Origin of the sequence: Pedobacter jeongneungensis (assembly GCF_000633455.1) — a bacterium.
Classification (GTDB): Bacteria; Bacteroidota; Bacteroidia; order Sphingobacteriales; family Sphingobacteriaceae; genus Pedobacter; species Pedobacter jeongneungensis_A.
The window spans coordinates 37,467-55,261 of record NZ_AYMG01000008.1 but is presented as its reverse complement, the minus strand read 5'-3'; the positions used below and the strand labels follow the sequence as shown (position 1 = coordinate 55,261).

Annotated in this window: 18 protein-coding genes and 1 pseudogene; 8 read left to right on the top strand and 11 right to left on the bottom strand. The window is 37.6% G+C overall.

Features of this window, described 5'->3' with window-relative positions; translation table 11 throughout:
• Positions 1-33 precede the first annotated feature (33 nt).
• The 3 genes from U859_RS0106675 (at position 34) to U859_RS0106665 (ending at position 3,796) form a co-directional block, all read left to right on the top strand.
• On the top strand, positions 34-420 hold the full coding sequence (locus tag U859_RS0106675; RefSeq protein WP_025142644.1) for a DUF423 domain-containing protein: 387 nt from the start codon (positions 34-36) through the stop codon (positions 418-420).
• On the top strand, positions 420-2,900 hold the full coding sequence (gene priA, locus U859_RS0106670) for a primosomal protein N' (protein WP_025142643.1): 2,481 nt from the start codon (positions 420-422) through the stop codon (positions 2,898-2,900). Before U859_RS0106675 ends, priA begins: the two co-directional genes overlap by 1 nt.
• A 239-nt stretch (positions 2,901-3,139) precedes the next feature.
• Positions 3,140-3,796 (top strand): protein-L-isoaspartate(D-aspartate) O-methyltransferase, encoded by a 657-nt coding sequence (locus tag U859_RS0106665; protein WP_025142642.1) that lies wholly within the window; start codon positions 3,140-3,142, stop codon positions 3,794-3,796.
• Positions 3,797-3,861: 65 nt separating this feature from the next.
• Here the strand turns inward: U859_RS0106665 and smpB are convergent, their stop codons facing one another.
• Positions 3,862-4,311, bottom strand: a complete 450-nt coding sequence (gene smpB / locus U859_RS0106660; protein WP_025142641.1) for an SsrA-binding protein — start codon at positions 4,309-4,311, stop codon at positions 3,862-3,864.
• Positions 4,312-4,893: 582 nt separating this feature from the next.
• Here smpB and U859_RS0106650 point away from each other — a divergent pair.
• A complete protein-coding gene (locus U859_RS0106650; RefSeq protein WP_025142640.1) occupies positions 4,894-5,373 on the top strand; it encodes a TlpA family protein disulfide reductase in 480 nt (159 codons plus the stop codon).
• Positions 5,374-5,810: 437 nt separating this feature from the next.
• Here U859_RS0106650 and U859_RS0106645 read toward each other — a convergent pair whose 3' ends face one another.
• Entirely contained in the window at positions 5,811-7,676 is a 1,866-nt protein-coding gene (locus tag U859_RS0106645) for an Nramp family divalent metal transporter (protein WP_025142639.1), read from the bottom strand.
• Positions 7,663-8,325, bottom strand: coding sequence for a metal-dependent transcriptional regulator (locus tag U859_RS0106640; protein WP_025142638.1), 663 nt, complete (start codon positions 8,323-8,325; stop codon positions 7,663-7,665). Before U859_RS0106640 ends, U859_RS0106645 begins: the two co-directional genes overlap by 14 nt.
• 127 nt (positions 8,326-8,452) lie before the next feature.
• Here U859_RS0106640 and U859_RS0106635 point away from each other — a divergent pair, with 127 nt between their 5' ends.
• Complete coding sequence (locus tag U859_RS0106635; protein WP_025142637.1) at positions 8,453-8,923, top strand: Lrp/AsnC family transcriptional regulator; 471 nt, start codon at positions 8,453-8,455, stop codon at positions 8,921-8,923.
• Positions 8,924-9,044: 121 nt separating this feature from the next.
• Here U859_RS0106635 and U859_RS30310 read toward each other — a convergent pair.
• The 5 genes and pseudogenes from U859_RS30310 to U859_RS0106615 all read right to left on the bottom strand — a co-directional run bounded on the left by U859_RS30310 (position 9,045) and on the right by U859_RS0106615 (position 11,526).
• Positions 9,045-9,451 (bottom strand): annotated as a pseudogene (locus U859_RS30310) (GxxExxY protein).
• 76 nt (positions 9,452-9,527) lie between these two features.
• A complete protein-coding gene (locus U859_RS31565; protein WP_051584664.1) occupies positions 9,528-9,728 on the bottom strand; it encodes a hypothetical protein in 201 nt (66 codons plus the stop codon).
• Between the two features lie 132 nt (positions 9,729-9,860).
• A complete protein-coding gene (locus U859_RS31560; protein ID WP_051584663.1) occupies positions 9,861-10,175 on the bottom strand; it encodes an alpha/beta fold hydrolase in 315 nt (104 codons plus the stop codon).
• On the bottom strand, positions 10,175-10,855 hold the full coding sequence (gene ung / locus U859_RS0106620) for a uracil-DNA glycosylase (RefSeq protein WP_025142636.1): 681 nt from the start codon (positions 10,853-10,855) through the stop codon (positions 10,175-10,177). Before ung ends, U859_RS31560 begins: the two co-directional genes overlap by 1 nt.
• 152 nt (positions 10,856-11,007) lie before the next feature.
• Positions 11,008-11,526 (bottom strand): thioredoxin family protein, encoded by a 519-nt coding sequence (locus U859_RS0106615; protein ID WP_025142635.1) that lies wholly within the window; start codon positions 11,524-11,526, stop codon positions 11,008-11,010.
• 116 nt (positions 11,527-11,642) lie between these two features.
• Here U859_RS0106615 and U859_RS0106610 point away from each other — a divergent pair, with 116 nt between their 5' ends.
• Both U859_RS0106610 and U859_RS0106605 read left to right on the top strand, forming a co-directional pair.
• Positions 11,643-12,182: a hypothetical protein gene (locus tag U859_RS0106610; protein WP_025142634.1), complete on the top strand. Its 540-nt coding sequence runs from the start codon at positions 11,643-11,645 to the stop codon at positions 12,180-12,182.
• A 115-nt stretch (positions 12,183-12,297) separates the two neighbouring features.
• Positions 12,298-14,319, top strand: a complete 2,022-nt coding sequence (locus tag U859_RS0106605) for a M3 family metallopeptidase (RefSeq protein ID WP_025142633.1) — start codon at positions 12,298-12,300, stop codon at positions 14,317-14,319.
• A gap of 61 nt (positions 14,320-14,380) precedes the next feature.
• On the opposite strand, the gene U859_RS0106600 is transcribed toward U859_RS0106605, so the two are convergent.
• A complete protein-coding gene (locus tag U859_RS0106600; protein WP_025142632.1) occupies positions 14,381-14,878 on the bottom strand; it encodes a YdeI/OmpD-associated family protein in 498 nt (165 codons plus the stop codon).
• A gap of 168 nt (positions 14,879-15,046) precedes the next feature.
• On the opposite strand from U859_RS0106600, the gene U859_RS0106595 reads away from it, so the two are divergent.
• Positions 15,047-15,601, top strand: coding sequence for a pyridoxamine 5'-phosphate oxidase family protein (locus U859_RS0106595; RefSeq protein WP_025142631.1), 555 nt, complete (start codon positions 15,047-15,049; stop codon positions 15,599-15,601).
• Positions 15,602-15,704: 103 nt separating this feature from the next.
• On the opposite strand, the gene U859_RS0106590 is transcribed toward U859_RS0106595, so the two are convergent.
• Together U859_RS0106590 and lysS are read right to left on the bottom strand one after the other, a co-directional pair.
• Positions 15,705-15,917, bottom strand: coding sequence for a hypothetical protein (locus U859_RS0106590; RefSeq protein WP_025142630.1), 213 nt, complete (start codon positions 15,915-15,917; stop codon positions 15,705-15,707).
• Between the two features lie 138 nt (positions 15,918-16,055).
• Positions 16,056-17,765 (bottom strand): lysine--tRNA ligase, encoded by a 1,710-nt coding sequence (gene lysS, locus U859_RS0106585; RefSeq protein ID WP_025142629.1) that lies wholly within the window; start codon positions 17,763-17,765, stop codon positions 16,056-16,058.
• Positions 17,766-17,795: the final 30 nt, after the last annotated feature.

Below are 17,795 nucleotides of genomic sequence, written 5' to 3'. Positions count from 1 at the left end.
TATTAATTTAGCGATTGCTACTAGCAGATCATTATGAATAAACGAATAATCCTTACAGCTTCTTTTTTTGGTGCTATTGCAGTTTTACTGGGTGCTTTTGGTGCCCACGGCTTAAAAGCTTTAATTGATGCACCTTCATTAGAAATCTGGCAAAAAGGCGTTGATTATCAGTTCTATCATACCTTTGCATTATTATACCTATCAACCTTTGCCCGCTATCGGAACAAGCTGATTAATATCGCCTATTTCTGCTTCACATTTGGTATTATTCTCTTTTCGGGTTCGTTATATTTGTTGGCTACGCGGAGTATATCGCATTTGGGTTTTACGGAATTTATTGGTCCGTTAACACCTATTGGCGGACTTTTGTTAGTGTTGGGATGGATAATGCTCTTTTTTGCAGCATTTAAAGATAAATAATGAACAGTTTCGAAAACGATATTTTTGCAGAAAGAGAAACACTTTTTGTTGAAGTTATTTTGCCTTTATCTTTGGCGAAAAACTATACTTATCGTGTGCCATTTGATTTAAACGACCAGATTGCCATCGGTAAACGTGTGGTAGTTCAGTTTGGAAAACATAGAATTTATACAGCACTGATCAGTGGCATTACCACTGTACCACCAACTGTATACGAAGCAAAATACATCATTGATGTTGTAGATGCTGAACCTGTAATTACCCCAATGCAGCTCAAATTCTGGAGCTGGATGACTAACTATTACATGTGTAATGAAGGGGATGTAATGGCGGCGGCACTCCCTGCAAGTTTGAAGCTGGCAAGCGAAACCATCCTGATTCTCCGTGAGGATTATAACGAAGCAACCGAACTTACCGATAAGGAAGAAATCATTGTTAATGCGTTAAGACAGCAACAGAAACTTACCGTTAACGATGTTTCTAAACTGCTCGGACAGAAAACCGTATATCCGATCATTAACCATTTATTGGATAAAGAGTTGATTCTGGTGGCCGAAGAGGTAGTGCAGAAGTATAAACCATTACTTAAATCGTTCGTGATATTGAACGATTTTTATACTGAAGAAGAGAATTTAAAGCAACTGTTTAATGTGCTTGATAAGGCCCCTAAGCAATTGGATGCCTTGCTTGGCTACTTGAAACTTCAAAAATCTAATTTGCCAATTTCAAAAGAACAACTTTTAGAAGAAAGCAATTGTGGGCCAGCTGCATTAAAAGCATTAACCGACAAAGATATTTTTGTGGTGATGAAAAGGCCGGTAAGTCGTTTGGCCGCTCATGACGAAGAATTCAGTGTGAATTTTGAACTGAATGAAGGTCAACAAAAGGCTTTGAGCCAGATTAATCAGTATTTTGAAGAAAAAGAAGTGGTTTTGCTGCATGGGGTTACTGCATCAGGTAAAACACAGGTTTATATTAAACTGATTGAAAAAATTATCCAGCATACAGATGGACAGGTATTGTTCCTGCTTCCCGAAATTGCTTTAACTACTCAGATAGTAGAGCGGATTAAACGTTATTTTGGCAATTCAATTGGAGTGTACCACTCAAAATTTAACAATAGCGAAAGGGTAGAAATATGGAACAAGGTAAGAACGGGTGCGTATAAGGTAATCCTTGGCGCGCGTTCAGCCGTTTTTCTTCCATTTCAGGATTTGAAATTAATCGTGGTTGATGAAGAGCATGAACCATCATATAAACAATACGATCCGGCACCTCGCTACCAGGCCAGAGATGCTGCTATTTATTTAGGATACCTGCACCAGGCTAAAGTGGTTTTAGGCTCAGCTACACCATCGTTAGAAAGTTATTATAATGCTTTACAAGGCAAATATGGGCTTGTAGAGATGAAAGAACGTTTTGGTGGGGTTCAACTTCCAAATCAGCAAGTAGTAAGTATCTCTGAAGAAACGAAGAAAAAAACGATGAGTTCGTATTTTTCGAGTGTACTGATCAAAGATATCGACCTGGCACTTTCTAAAAAAGAACAGATTGTGCTGTTTCAGAACAGGAGAGGTTATGCCACCATTCTCATCTGCGCCACATGTGGTTATACACCAAAATGCGTAAACTGCGATGTAAGTTTAACCTATCATAAAAGCAGTGGTAAATTACATTGTCATTATTGCGGTTATCAGCAAAGCAGTGTAAATATCTGTCCGGCTTGTGGCTCTGTACACGTAGAACAAAAAGGATTTGGTACCGAGCGTATTGAAGAGGAACTCAGATTACTTTATCCAGAGGTGACCATTGCACGCCTGGATATGGACAGTACCCGTACCAAAAATGGTCTGCAGCAGATTTTAAATGATTTTCAGGAAAAGAAAACAGATATCCTCATCGGTACACAAATGGTGGCCAAAGGGTTGGATTTCGATAACCTGAATCTTATCGGCGTAATAAATGCCGATACTTTGTTGGGCTATCCTGATTTCCGTGCCTACGAGCGTAGTTTCCAGTTATTGGCGCAGGTTGCAGGCAGGGCAGGTAGAAGGGCCGATCAGGGGAATGTTTGCATCCAGACTTACGATGCCGAAAACCGGATCATCAAGCAAGTGGTGAACAACGATTATGAAGGCATGTACAACGACGAAATTGCGGAGCGTGAGAAATTTCTGTATCCACCTTTTTCAAGGATGATCTTTTTGTACATCAAACATAAAGATTCTCATGTGTTGGATCATGCTGCTTTTACATTAGCAAATATCCTTAAAGCAAAATTTGGTAAAAGGGTTTTAGGACCCGAGCAGCCACTGATAAGCCGTGTGAGGAATCTTTACATCAAACAGATCATTATCAAAGCCGATAAGCATACTGCCATTCAAAAAGTTAAAGATGCGCTAAGAGAAACCCTGACCGAATTTAATGCAACCAAAGAATTTAAAGGGGTTTTTACACAAATAGATGTCGATCCGTATTAGAAGGGGAGAGTGTATTGTCATGCTGAACTTAGTGAAGCATCTGCAAGCGATAAGTACCAAACTTTAATTAAGCGCAGCACTGTTTTTGGGGTTGATGCGTTTAGGCAAGGGATTCTTCACTGCGTTCAGAATGACAGATCAAATTAATTGCTAATTTAAGTTTTGATTTAGTGTTACTTACGGTAATGTGGATTTCTTTATCTTGTATCACCGTTTAAGAAACGCTAATTTTGAAGCTCATGGCGTATAAATTTGTTGATAATTACCGAGAACGTGGTGCGAGAAAAAACCTGGTAGAGCTGTTAAGATCTCGTGGGATTGAAGATGAAAATGTGTTAAAAGCCATTGGTAAAGTTCCTCGGCATTTCTTTTTTGACGAAACTTTCTGGAATCAATCTTACAAGGATATTGCCTTTCCGATAGGTGATGGTCAAACCATATCACAGCCTTACACCGTTGCTTACCAAAGTGAACTGCTGCACATTAAAAAAGGAGATAAAGTACTCGAAATAGGAACCGGTTCGGGTTATCAAACCTGTATTTTAATGGAACTTGGTGCTACGGTTTTTACGATAGAAAGACAAGAAAATATTTATAACAGAACCATTCAGGTTTTGCCTGGAATGGGTTATAGGCCGACTTTTTATTGTGGCGATGGTTCAAAGGGAATTGCAAAACATGCTCCATACGACAAAATAATTGTAACCGCAGGCGCACCTTTGGTACCCGAAATTTTATTGAAACAGTTAAAAATAGGTGGTATACTGGTTATCCCGGTGGGGGATGAGAAAACCCAGAAAATGGTTACTGTTATCCGCGTGAGCGAAACGGATTACGAAAAAATTGTGTTAGATACGTTTAGGTTTGTGCCTTTAGTGGGCGATCAAGCGTGGTAGTTCAGTTTTCAGTTAACAGTTAATAGTTGGCAGTTCGAACTGAAAACTATTAACTGCCAATTGGACTATCTTTTCATCGCCCTATCCAACTCACGCTTCGTATCTCTATCTTTAATGCTGTCGCGTTTGTCGAATTCTTTTTTACCCTGTGCGAGGGCGATTTCCATTTTGGCGAAACCTCTTTCGTTAATAAAAATACGCAGAGGAACTATGGTATAACCTTTTTCTTCGCCTTTTAACTTTAATTTCCTGATTTCTTTTTTCTGTAGCAGTAGTGCCCGGTCGCGCTTAATATCGTGGTGATAAAAAGAACTGTGACTATATTCCGATACATGTAGATTGCGTACATAGAGGTTTCCACCAATAAACGTGCAGAATGCATCCGTCATATTGGCTTTTCCTTGTCTTATGGCTTTTATTTCAGTTCCTAAAAGGGCAATGCCGGCTACGTATTTATCTAAAAGATTGTAGTCGAAATAAGCTCTTTTATTTTTTATGTTGATGTCGTTTTTCAAAATTTAATAAAGTATATGGTATTGTAATATGCCACAATTATTTAAAATATAAGTGCAGGGTTGCAAATATCCTAAAAATTGATGTGATAATGTAGTTTTAATCACATTAAGTTAAGGTTTTTAGTGTTCACAGTTTGTTTTATGCAATTGCAAAATTTTTTAATGTCTCATGATTTGGAAATGTACGGACAGTTCTTTTGGCAGCCATAGTCCCGCTTTTGCTGCAACAAAAGCAGAAAAAGCTTTTGGTTTCCGCGTCAATCGCGTTTATTTAACACAGGCAGGTGCAAGGAAAAAAACCTTTCATCCGCCAACCGGATTCTTATTTCATGGGAGGAAATGGTAAGAGGTCGTCATTTCGAGCGAACCCGATAGCTATCGGGTGCAACGCAGCCGAGAAATCTGTCTTGGTAGATCTCTCTCCCGAAAGTTTGGGACTGCGCTTCAGTCGAGATGACGACGATTTTTAAACTTAAATCTCCGATTAAGGAAGTAATAAAAATCTTCATCAGTTTGTAAAAGCTAAGGATATATTATTATGTTCGTATTTATTCAATTAAGTTTGGACATAAAATATCTAAAATGAAATTCAGAAACCTACTTTTAATCTTATTATTATCCCTTACTTTCCAGGTAAAAGCACAGCAGCCAACTTTGTTGCCTCAGTTTACTTTTTACCGTTTGGATGGAAAAGCTTTTTCTAATACCGATATTAAACAAGGTAAAAAGAACCTTTTTATTTTATTCGATTGTACCTGCGAGCATTGCCAGCGCGAAAGTAAAATACTGAATACGAATTATGCTAAGTTCAAGGATGTAAATATTTACATGATTACCATGGATGAAGGATATATTATTCCCCAATTTTTCGATTCTTATGCCAAAGGTTTAAATGCAAAACCTAATGTGTTGGTATTACAAGATAAAAAACGCATATTTATTCCAACCTTTTTACCAAAACAATATCCAGCCATGTACTTATATTCGCCAGCAGGTAAATTATTAATGTACCAATCAGGCGATGGCGGCATTAAAAAACTAATGACGGTAGTAAGTAAATAATCTTTTTTTAGCCACAGATTTACTACTATGTTAACACATCTTTTTAGAAGTTTGTCGTTATACTAGGTTCCTTTCAAAAAACAACCGGTTTTACCGAAGAACGCTGTCAATCCCCAGGGCCAGAAAAATCAAAAAAACAGTTGCAAAACAGTACAAGCGGTACTTCCAAACCTCAAACGCAGTGGTTTTGTGTTTCATGTTTGTAAAAGCTTTCACCCAGCGCTAACGAACAAAACAAAGTGCCGCTGTTTTTTTGATGTGTTGGGGACTTGTGTAAAAGGCCCCTTGCCGGATTGACGAAGCGCTTTGGATACTTTGGCGCCCCAAAGTATCATGCCCCGCGGCATAGAGCGGGAGAAGAATCTTTATAATTTTTGTGCCTACATGATAATAGATAATAAGGAACAGAGGTGGCTAATTAAATAGAACTGAAAATCTTACCTGATAATTAACACGGGGATATTCACCTTGTGCCTCACCGAATCTACCGTAGTACCAAAAATAAGGTCTTTTAAGCCTTTATGTCCATGCGCGCCCATTACCAATAGTTCCATTTCATTCCGGTTACTGATATCGGCTATGGCTTTGCCGGTGTTTCCAAAACCGATAAACGGGGTAGAATCGTAACCTAAATCTTCCAGATTGATGCGGTATTTCTCCAGGTTTTCGGCATCGCTCATCGTTTCATGATCCATTACATCATTGCCATGGTAACGTGCAGCAGCAGTTTCTACCACGTGGATAAGATAATAGTGTGCATCTTTACCACCCTGAATCAGAGCATGTCGGATAGTGTTTTTGTCGTTTTTAGAAAAATCGACCGCAATACCGATCCGTTTGTAACTGATCTTATCAATTTTACCAATATCCAGGGCATTTCCATGGGGTACAAGCTGTCGTGAGGCATTCTTTTTCTTTTCCAATAAAGGATGGAAGAAAACGTAGAGTAATAATAAAACGATTAAGATCAAAGCCGGCACTACAATCACATAAATCCACCAGTTATTGGCTTCTTTGGCCCAGCCACTTATTTCTTCAATTACCAGTTTTACATTCAATGCAATAATGGCAATTGCGCTTGCCCATGCCAACACCTTCACCCATGGTTTGATCGCGAAATCTTTCATCAGTTTTTTATCTGAGGTGAAGTGGATCAAAGGAATGATGGCAAACCCCAACTGCAAACTTAAAACCACCTGACTCAGCACCAACAATCCCCCCAGGGCATCGTCGCCATAATGCAAAATGGTAAAAAATGCAGGGATGATGGCCAATAAGCGGGTAATCAAGCGGCGCAACCAGGGCTGGATCCTTAAATTGATATGCCCTTCCATAATAATTTGTCCCGCTAAAGTTCCGGTAACCGTAGAACTTTGTCCGGCTGCAATTAATGCGATAGCAAATAGGGTTGGGGCCACACTTCCAAAAATGTTCGAAAGTAACTTATGGGCATCCTGTATTTCGGCCACTTCGTGCAAACCATTTTTATAGAAAGCTGCTGCAGCAAGAATTAATATGGCTGCATTAACAAAAAAGGCCAGGTTTAGTGCTACCGTGGTGTCAATCAGGTTAAATTTTAAAGCCTCTTTGATCCCTTTATTGCTCCGTTCAATTTTTCTGGTCTGCACCAAAGATGAGTGCAAATAAAGGTTGTGGGGCATCACGGTGGCACCGATAATACCGATGGCGATATAAAGCGCATCACCATTTAAGATAGAAGGTTCAAATCCTCTGGCTATTTCTTTAATGGATGGTTCAACAATAAACATTTCGACCAAAAAGGAAATCCCAACAATAAAAACCATCGAAACGATAAATCCTTCCATCGCCCGCATACCTTTATTAAGGAGGAATAGTAGTAAAATGGTGTCAAAAATGGTAATGGATATACCCCATATGAGCGGTAAACCAAAAAGGAGTTGTAATCCTATGGCCATTCCAATGATTTCAGCCAGATCGCAGGCAATAATGGCGGTTTGTGCCAATCCAAACAATGGAATATTCGCCCAGCGGGGATAAGCCTGTTTTGAAGCCTGGGCCAAATCCAATCCCCTTACAATACCTAAACGGGCGCTTAAAGACTGTAAAAGCAATGCAATAAGGTTCGACATGAGTAAAACCCATATCAGTTGGTAACCGAATTTACTACCACCGGCCAGATCGGTTGCCCAGTTACCCGGATCCATATAACCCACGCTGATTAAATAGGCGGGACCAATAAAGGCCAAAATTCTTTTCCAGCCTTTTCTTTTATCTGTATTTACGCTTTGATGTACTTCACTTAGGGATTCAGTTTTTGCCATTACTGCTGATTAAAATATGTTTTGCAACTTCTCTACTAATATTAATTTGTTTATTGGATAACAGGATCTCAACTGAACCATCGAAATCGGTAACATCACTAACCTGGATTTGTTTGCCCAGGGTAAGCCCTAATTTTTCTAAATGTTTTAAAAAAGCAGAACTGTGCTGACTTACGCCGGTAATGGTACCCGAATCGCCTACTTTTAATTCGATGAGTTTAATAAACTGGGTTTTGGCAAATCTTCCGTTTTTATCAGGGATAGGGTCGCCATGGGGATCTGCTTTTGGGAAACCCAGAAATTCGTCCAATCTTTCAATCAGTTCAACCGATTTGATGTGTTCCAGCTCTTCCGCAACATCATGCACCTCGTCCCATTTAAAATTTAATTTATCTACCAAAAAAACTTCCCAAAGGCGGTGTTTGCGCACAATATCAATCGCAGTATTTCTTCCTATTTCCGTTAAGGTTACGCCTTGATATTTAATATAATCAACTAATCCTTTATCAGCTAACTTCTTAATCATATCGGTTACCGATGCTGGTTTGGTTTGCATCTGCTCTGCAATGGCATTGGTTTGAACGTTAGTTGTCTGCTCTGCCAGGTGATAAATCGTCTTTAGATAATTCTCTTCGGTGTAACTTTGCATTTATGTTTATCTAATTTTATTTTTAGGTAAATCTAAAAATTTTTATTTAAAATATATATGATAAATTATGTTAAAATTTAGAATATAATTTGGTTATGTTTGTATTCTCAAATACCTTTAACACCATATGGCATCTGAATTAGATAAAATTGATTTTAAAATTTTAAGAATTCTTCAAGAGAACGGAAGAATTACCAACTTGCTTTTATCACAAGAAATTGGTTTATCACCTGCACCAACTTTAGAGCGTGTGCGTAAGCTCGAAATGGCAGGATACATTAAAAGTTATCATGCATTGGTGGATGAAGAAAAACTGGGTTTGGGCATCAAAACTTTTATCCAGATTCAACTCGATTTTCATAAAAATAATACTATCCAGATCTTTTTGGATGAAGTAAATCAGATCAAGGAAATTACCGAATGCCACCATGTTACTGGTCAGGCCGATTTTCTATTAAAGGTTTATGTAAAAGACATCAAAGCATATGAGCGTTTAATTATGGATAAAATCAGTAAGATTTCTGTAGTGAAAACATTTCAAACGATGATGATCATGTCGACCACGAAGAAAGAACCAATTGTACCTTTAGAGTATTAATCCCAAACGATATAATAACTGAAAAGCTAAGGTATTCTCAGGTGACTTAGGTGGTTCATCTAATTTTTTTACCACCTAAGTCACCTGAGGTCATTTAAGTTGGGCGTTCATATCTGTATGTTTAATTGTTAATGTCGTACATAAATTCGTTAACAAAGCTCTTTTTTCCATTATGAACTATATTGGCTGAATTGAAATTAATTAACAAGCCTTTAGGTATTTTAAGTAGTTTCATATAAGTCAAAATCTGTGCTTCATGAATAGGTAATATAATCTCAACTGCTTTTAACTCCAATACTAAGCAGTTTTCAATAACCAAATCTACTTTAGTGCTGTATCTAATAAAACATCTTTATAAGAAAGTATAATAGGGTGTTCGGTAGTAAAATTTATACCCTGTAATTGTAATTCCCACATTAAGCACTTTTGATACACACTTTCAAGGAGGCCAGGACCAAGAATTTTGTTTACTTCAATACAAGCACCTGTAACCTTGTATTCCAACTGGTCGAGAAAAGTTTTGTTCATCATAAAATCCATTAATTAGTTAATAATGTTTTCTGGGATGATCTAAACAATTCGTTGATTGAATCTGTTGATCGAATTATAAAAGCAATTTATTAATAATTCCCGAAATTTCCTCAGCATTTTGATAAACCATAAAGTGGGTTCCGTTTTCGATTACGAAATCAGGTTTTGCTATTTTAGAATAAAGGATTTTATCATTTGTACCATGAATGTGATAAATCTTTTCAGGTATCGTTTTATTTTTCCAGCTTAATATGCTTCCAATGGCCCATTTCAAAAAATAAGGATCAGTATCCTTAATAATTTTGCTCAGTAATGTTTTCTCAATACTAGATCGTGTGCCGAAATAATAATTCTGCGTAAGTTTATTCGATGACTTTAAAAGTTTGGCTGGAATAAATTTCAGAATTCACAATCTGCCTGCAAAACGGTAAAGCACTGGTAAATGATTGCTTAACATCGTGCTCGAAATGATGATCGTGCTAACGGGGTTTAAAATCTTTGCTATTTCTACCGCGATCATTCCTCCAAAAGAAACCCCAACCAAAGCAAAAGGTTGGGCGTTGTCGATAACTTTGCTCAACCTTTCTGCATAAGCGGACAGTGATTCATTTTTAACCGGTTTGATCCAATCTACATGAATCATATTGATTTTTTCATCCAGCTTAAGCTTAGCAAAAATCCTTTTGTCGGCACCTAAACCACAGATAAAATAAGTATTCATTAGGCTGGTAAGTTCCAGTCAATTGGTTTTAAATTATTCTGTACCAGAAGCTGATTTGCTTTTGAGAAATGTTTCGATCCGAAAAAGCCATTATAAGCAGAAAATGGTGAAGGATGTGCTGCTGTAAGCACATAATGTTTTTTTTGGTCAATTAAAGCTGCTTTCTGTTGTGCATATTTACCCCATAATAAGAAAACAATATGCTCGCGTTTTTGAGATAAAGCTTTAATAATTTCATCTGTAAAAATTTCCCATCCGCGGTTTTGATGGGAGCCGGCCTCAGAAGCACGAACTGTTAGTGTTGCATTCAATAACAAAACACCTTGCTCAGCCCAATGTGTTAAGTGTCCGTGATTAGGTGTTTTAAAACCTTCTATATCTGTTTCTAATTCCTTGTAAATGTTTTTTAACGAGGGCGGGACGGTTATACCCCGTTGTACCGAAAAAGATAATCCATGCGCTTGCCCTGCACCATGATATGGATCCTGGCCCAATATCACCACCTTCACCTGGTCAAAAGGAGTGGTGTTTAATGCATTGAAAATATCAGCGCCTTTAGGATAAACCGTCGCACCATTGTTTTTCTCTTCCTGTAAAAAAGACTTCAGGTTTTTCATGTAGTCTTTTTCAAATTCTTGCTCTAAAACGGCTAACCAACCTGGTTCTAATGCTGCAGACATAATATTGATGTAAGATGTATAATGTTTTTAGTTAATGGTTTGATAGTTCATGGTCAATGGTTTGGGGAGTTTACCCTTGGCGATTAGGCTATCAACTATTAGACTATGAACCATGGACCAATAGATTATCAACCAAACTCAACTCAAAAAGTTTAAGATTTTTTCTTGTATATCGCTAGTAAATCACCTTCAAGGCTTGTTTTTGGACCTTCAATAATTCTTCCCAGTTCTTTCCCTTTTTTATCAAAAACAATAAAGGTGGGTACCCTCGAAATATCCAGGCCATCTAAAATGCCGTTCTCTGCTTTTTTATTACCGTCAACTGCAATAATTTCAACATTCTTTTCTTTAAAGTGTAACGCATCTAAAATCTTAAAGAAGTTCGGAACGTTGGCTTTACTGTCGCCACACCAGGTACCTAAAACAATTTTGATTTTTTCGTTTTTAACCAGTTTTTTCAGTTCGATCATGGTTGCTGCGTCCGGAATATAAGCAGCATAAAGCGGATCGTACATTTCTTTAAATTCAGGAAAAGTGGTAATTCCTTCACGTGTGCAGGCGTTAATCAGGATATCTTTATTGTGGACTTGATCGTGGATTTTTTTATTTACTTCTTGTGCAGAAACGTTCATTGCAAGTACGATTAGGGTTATAGATAATAGGATTTTCATATTGATGCGCGGTTTTTTTTGAGCTTTGTAATTTTTAATGAAATTATTGTTTTAAAATCTAATTTCTGCCATTTAAACACGATATTTGCAAAAAAAAAATAATTAGAATAAAATTTATGCCAAATATTATCAGATTAATTGCGGGGTTTGCTTTACTGGGTGGCGCAGTAGCTTTATTTATTTTCGGTTTCTGGCCGTGGGGCATTATTGCCATTTTATTAGGAATAATTGTACTGGTAACTTATTTCTTTAATGAGAACATGCTTTTAGCGCAATGGTTTCTCAGAAAAGATAACATGCCTAAAGCAAAAATGTTTTTAGATCGCATTACCAATTACGAAAGCCAGTTGATTAAAGTTCAGCACGGTTACTACAATTTATTGATTGGTTTAATTGAAAGCAGAACAGCACCAATGCAGAGTGAAAAATATTTCAAAAAATCGCTTGCTTTAGGAATGCAGATGGATCATAATGTTGCTTTGGCAAAACTAAGCCTGGCCGGTATTGCAATGGCTAAACGCAATAAACGCGAAGCAACCATGTATCTTGCCGAAGCAAAAAAAGCAGATAAAAATAAATTATTGGCCGATCAGATTAAACAGATGAAAGATCAGATGGGGATGATGGACAAGCAACAGCAAGTTCGTTACAGATAAAATTTAAAAGCCATTTCTTAACCGAAATGGCTTTTTTGTTTCAGCTCGGTTTTGTTTGTTGAAAATTGCAGCATATAAATTACTATTTTTATGGATACCTAACTTTTAAATATTCATGAAAAAAGTATCTTATTTACCCATGTTGGCTTTTTTAGCCATTCTAGGTGCTTGCAATAACAAAAAAGATGCTGAAGAAAGCAGGGAAAGCTTTTCATCGGCCAATCCTTTTTTTAAAGCAAGCGAACTTGCCTTTCAGGCTCCTGCTTTCGACAAAATAAAAAACGGTGATTTTAAACCGGCATTGGAAGAAGGGATGAAACAGCAAATGGATGAAATCCGTAAAATTGCTGATCAGACTGAACCACCTGATTTTGAAAATACCATTCTGGCCATAGAAAAAAGCGGACAATTGCTGAACCGGACAAGTACGGTTTTTAACCTGCTTACAGGCGCCAATACTAATCCCGAATTGCAAAAGGTTAAAGAAGAGGAGGCTCCTAAATTAACAGCAAACACCGATGCCATTTATTTAAATACCAAACTTTTTAACCGGGTAGAAACCCTTTACAAAAAGAAGGATCAGCTGAAACTGGATGCCGAATCGTTGCGCTTACTGGAGTGTTATTACCAAAAATTTGAATTGGCAGGGGCAAAGCTATCTGACGCTGATAAAGACAAACTTAAAGAGCTGAATAAAGAAGAAGCTACTTTGGGCGCGAAGTTTACCGCACAGTTACAGGCAGCAGGTAAAGGTTTAAAAAATACGACCCAACAACCCGAATTGCAATCAATGACCGATCGTAACAAGCGAGAGGAACTTTTTAATAAATCATGGAACAGGGCAGAAAAAGGTGATGCAAATGATACCCGTAAAATAATTTCAAGAATTGCGCAGATCCGTTCTGCTCAGGCAGCATTGCTTGGCTTTAAAAATTATGCAGCCTGGAAATTGCAAAATCAGATGGCTAAAACGCCTGAAGCAGTAGAAGGTTTTTTTAGCAAAGTTATTCCTGCTGCAACCGCGAAGGCAAAAAGTGAAGCCGCAGATATACAGGCTGTAATCGATCAGCAAAAAGGCGGCTTTAAGCTAGAGCCCTGGGATTGGGATTTTTATGCCGAGCAAGTTCGTAAAGCAAAATTCGATCTGGATGAAAACGAGGTTAAGCCTTATTTCGAGTTAAATAAAGTGCTTATTAACGGTGTGTTTTATGCTGCCACACAACTTTATGGCATTACTTTTAAAGAACGTAAAGATTTACCTGTTTACCAGGAAGATGTTCGTGTTTTTGATGTGATGGACAAAGATGGAAAACAGCTTGGTCTCTTTTATTGTGATTACTACAAACGTGATAACAAAGATGGCGGTGCCTGGATGGATAACCTCGTTCCTCAATCTAAACTATTCGGTACAATACCGGTAATTTATAATGTTTGCAACTTTGCAAAACCCGAAGCCGGAAAACCAGCATTAATTAGTTTTGATGATGTTACAACCATGTTCCATGAATTTGGACACGGTTTACACGGTCTGTTTGCCAACCAGCAATATCCCAGTCTTTCGGGTACAAGTGTAGCCCGTGATTATGTAGAATTTCCTTCCCAGTTTAATGAGCATTGGGCTTCCGATCCAAAAATACTGAAGAATTATGCCCTTCATTATCAAACCGGAGCACAAATGCCACAAGCTTTGTTAGATAAAATTAAAAAGGCGAGTTCATTTAATCAGGGCTATATTTTTACTGAAGCTTTGGCAGCAGCCGATCTGGATATGCAATGGCATACAATTTCTCCTGGTTTACCATTGCAGGATGTCGACAAATTTGAAGCCGAAGCTTTAAAGAAAACCAATTTAAATTTATCGTATGTGCCACCACGTTACCGCTCCAGCTATTTTCTGCACATCTGGAGTAATGGCTACGCCGCAGGTTATTACGCCTATAGCTGGACTTCTATGCTTGAAAATGATGCCTTTTCGTGGTTTCAGGAGAATGGAGGATTAACCAGGGCGAATGGTCAGCGTTTTAGGGATATGATTCTGTCCAAAGGAAATACTGAAGATCTTGGTAAAATGTTTTTTAATTTCAGAGGACATAATCCTGATATTAAACCAATGCTGAGAAAGCGAGGATTATTATAAAATAATATTATAGTACAAAGGACAGTTAATAATTGTCTTTTGTACTATATTAAATAATGCTTTAAATCCCATCCCTACCAATAAACCGTTCTTTACCTAAAAGAAACTGAATAGCTTTTTTTACATTGTGATCAATCGATTCTTCCGTTTTAAGGTTGGCAATATAACGTATAATTTCTTTCTGTAAATAAGGGGCGAGGCCATCAAATACATCCTTTGCCTGTTTATTTTCTGCTAAGGCCTGTACCAGTTTAGGATTGATACTAATTGTCCGTTCTTCCGTATCAAATTCAATTTCGAAAGTCGCGATATCTCCAATATCTTTTCCGGCTGCTTTTCGCATGGGCGTATTTAGGTATAAACGCCAATCTCCGGCATATTTAACCAGCGTTTGTTTAAACTCATAACCATCAATTTTCATTTTAACCGGAAGCTGTCCCTTGTCTTTTCCCGATTGATGAAAAATATAATTTAATGCTTCTTCTGGTATAAACACAAAAGGATTGATGCCTATAATTTTAATCTCAGCCTTAAAAGCTTTCGGTTTTTTGATATTCATTAATTAAAGATATTGCCTTTGATCAAAACGCCATAATTTTTAGCCAATAAATCAAACACTATATTTTATCTTTACGCTCTCCGCCGAACGCCCTTCGCCTAAGGTTCTCCGCAAAAACTCAAAACCAAAACCCAATTTCTATTGTAGTAAATATAAAATCTTAATCCTATGGCAACATCACAAGAAGGAAGTACGAATAATACTCAGGAAGAAAATAACATTAAAGATCTTGGTGGCAAAGCAGCCATCGAAAAACTTAGGGAGTTGGCAGAAAAAGCTGAAAGTTGTTTTTTCTGTACCAATATTAAAACGGGTATACCTTTATCGGTAAGACCAATGGCTATTCAGCAGGTAGATGATGAAGGGAATATCTGGTTTATGAGCATGAAAGACAGTCATAAAAACGACGAAATTTCTACTGATCCTTTTACACACCTGTTATTTCAGGCAGGTGCACATTCAGGTTTTGTAAATATTTATGGTATTTCAGAAATCAGCAGGGATCAGGCCAAAATTGATGAGCTTTGGAGCCCGTTTATAAAAACCTGGTTTCAGGGAGGGAAAGACGACCCGAATATTACGCTAATCAAAGTTATCCCATCCGAAGGTTATTATTGGGATACCAAACACGGCACTGCCGTTGCATTTTTGAAAATGGCTGCATCCGTAATTACAGGGAAAACAATGGATGATTCGGTAGAAGGGACTTTGGAGGTTGATTAGTGAGGTTAACTGTTTTAATTGGTTAACCGGTTAATTGTATAAAGCGGTTAACTGGTTAATCGTTAAATTAACTATTAACTGAGAATTGTAAATTGAATACTTACTATTTGTCTCCTAAATAATCAAATCCTTCAAATTCTTCTCTTTGGGCTCTTTTACTTAAGATGTCTTCGTCTTCTGCCTGAACTCTTGAGAAAAATAAAGCTTCGGCCTGGATTCTTTTTATTAATTGGCGCACTAAAGTTAAATCAAAAGCATCTTTGCTTAATTTAATGCAGTACTCTCTTTCGTTGATTTCTAAACTTGACGTATTCATAGGGCAATGATTTTATTTATCGATTGCTGTAAATATAGAAAAGGCTTGCTAAACAATTGTTAGCAAGCCTTTTAAGTTTTTGTTATGTTTGTGTTAACACTAAAAGCGTTATTTCACCGTTATGAAAGTCTTTTTTGACTATTTCTGCGATAAAAACAAACCATCATCGGTTTTGGAAACTTTTAAAACGCCTTTACCGGTTAATGCTTTTAGGGTAGTATCCCATTTTTTATTGCTCCAATCGGCAAGTTTTGCTTTTACATCAGTTAACTGGTGTTGTTCACCTTCCGAAACCAATGCATATAATTCTGTTTCCTCTGGTGTTAACTCAATTTTCTTTTTTTCCGGGCGCATCTGTGGGAAGAATAACACTTCCTGGATGGTACTTTGATTGGTCATTAACATCACGATACGATCGATGCCAAAACCTAAACCTGAAGTAGGAGGCATACCATATTCTAAGGCACGAACGAAATCATCATCCATAGCCATAGCTTCAGCATCACCACGATCCGCAAGTTTCAACTGATCTTCAAAACGTTCTTTTTGATCAATCGGATCGTTCAGCTCTGAATAAGCATTTCCGATTTCTTTACCATTTACAAATATTTCGAAACGCTCTACCAATCCTTCTGCACTACGGTGTTTCTTCGCCAACGGTGTCATTTCGATTGGATAATCCGTAATAAATGTCGGCTGGATTAAATTGGCTTCTACTTTATCACTGAAAATTTCGTCTACCAATTTACCGCGGCCCATGGTAGAATCCGTTTCGATGCCTAGTGATGCACAGGTTTGCAAAAGCTCCTCTTCAGTCATTTTCGAAACATCAATTCCTGTATATTTTTGGATTGATTCGTACATGGTTAGTTTTTCGTATGGTCCTTCAAAATTAATATCGTTTTCGCCAACTTTAACTACAGCAGAACCATTTGTCGCAATCGCTACTTTTTCCAAACATTCTTCAACCATAGCCATCATCCAGATATAATCTTTATAGGCTACATAAATTTCCATCGAAGTGTACTCTGGATTATGCGTACGGTCCATCCCTTCGTTACGGAACATTTTACCGAACTCATAAACGCCATCAAAACCAGCAACAATTAATCTTTTTAGATAAAGCTCATTCGCAATACGCAGGTAAAGCGGCATATCTAAAGTATTGTGGTGTGTAGCAAAAGGACGGGCAGCTGCACCACCGTGTATAGGTTGTAGGATAGGGGTTTCTACTTCCATCCAACCTTGCTCATCAAAGTAATTGCGCATGCTGTTAATTACCTTGCTGCGTTTGATGAAAATCTGTTTGTAATCAGGGTTTACCGTTAAATCTACATAACGCATGCGGTAACGCAATTCAGGATTGGTAAATTCATCGTACACATTCCCTTTATCATCACGTTTTACAATCGGTAATGGACGTAAAGATTTAGCTAGAACGGTAAAACCGGTAACATGAATAGAAATTTCTCCTGTTTGTGTGGTAAAAACGTAACCAGTAATCCCGATAAAATCACCAATATCCAAAAGTTTCTTAAATACGGTATTGTATAAGGTTTTATCATCACCAGGACAAAGCTCGTCTCTCTTTAAATAAATCTGGATACGCCCTGTCGAATCCTGTAATTCAGCAAAAGATGCGGCACCCATAATATTACGTCCCATAATACGACCGGCTAAACTAACGGTCTTATAGGCAGTTTTATCTTTTTCGTAGTTTGCTAAAATGTCGGCAGCGGTAACGTTAACTTCATAAGCTTCTGCCGGATAAGGCTCTATGCCCAACTGGCGTAATTGCTTTAACGACTCACGTCGTAATACTTCTTGTTCTGATAATCCTATACTCATTTCGGGTATTTTTTGCAAAAGTAATGATTT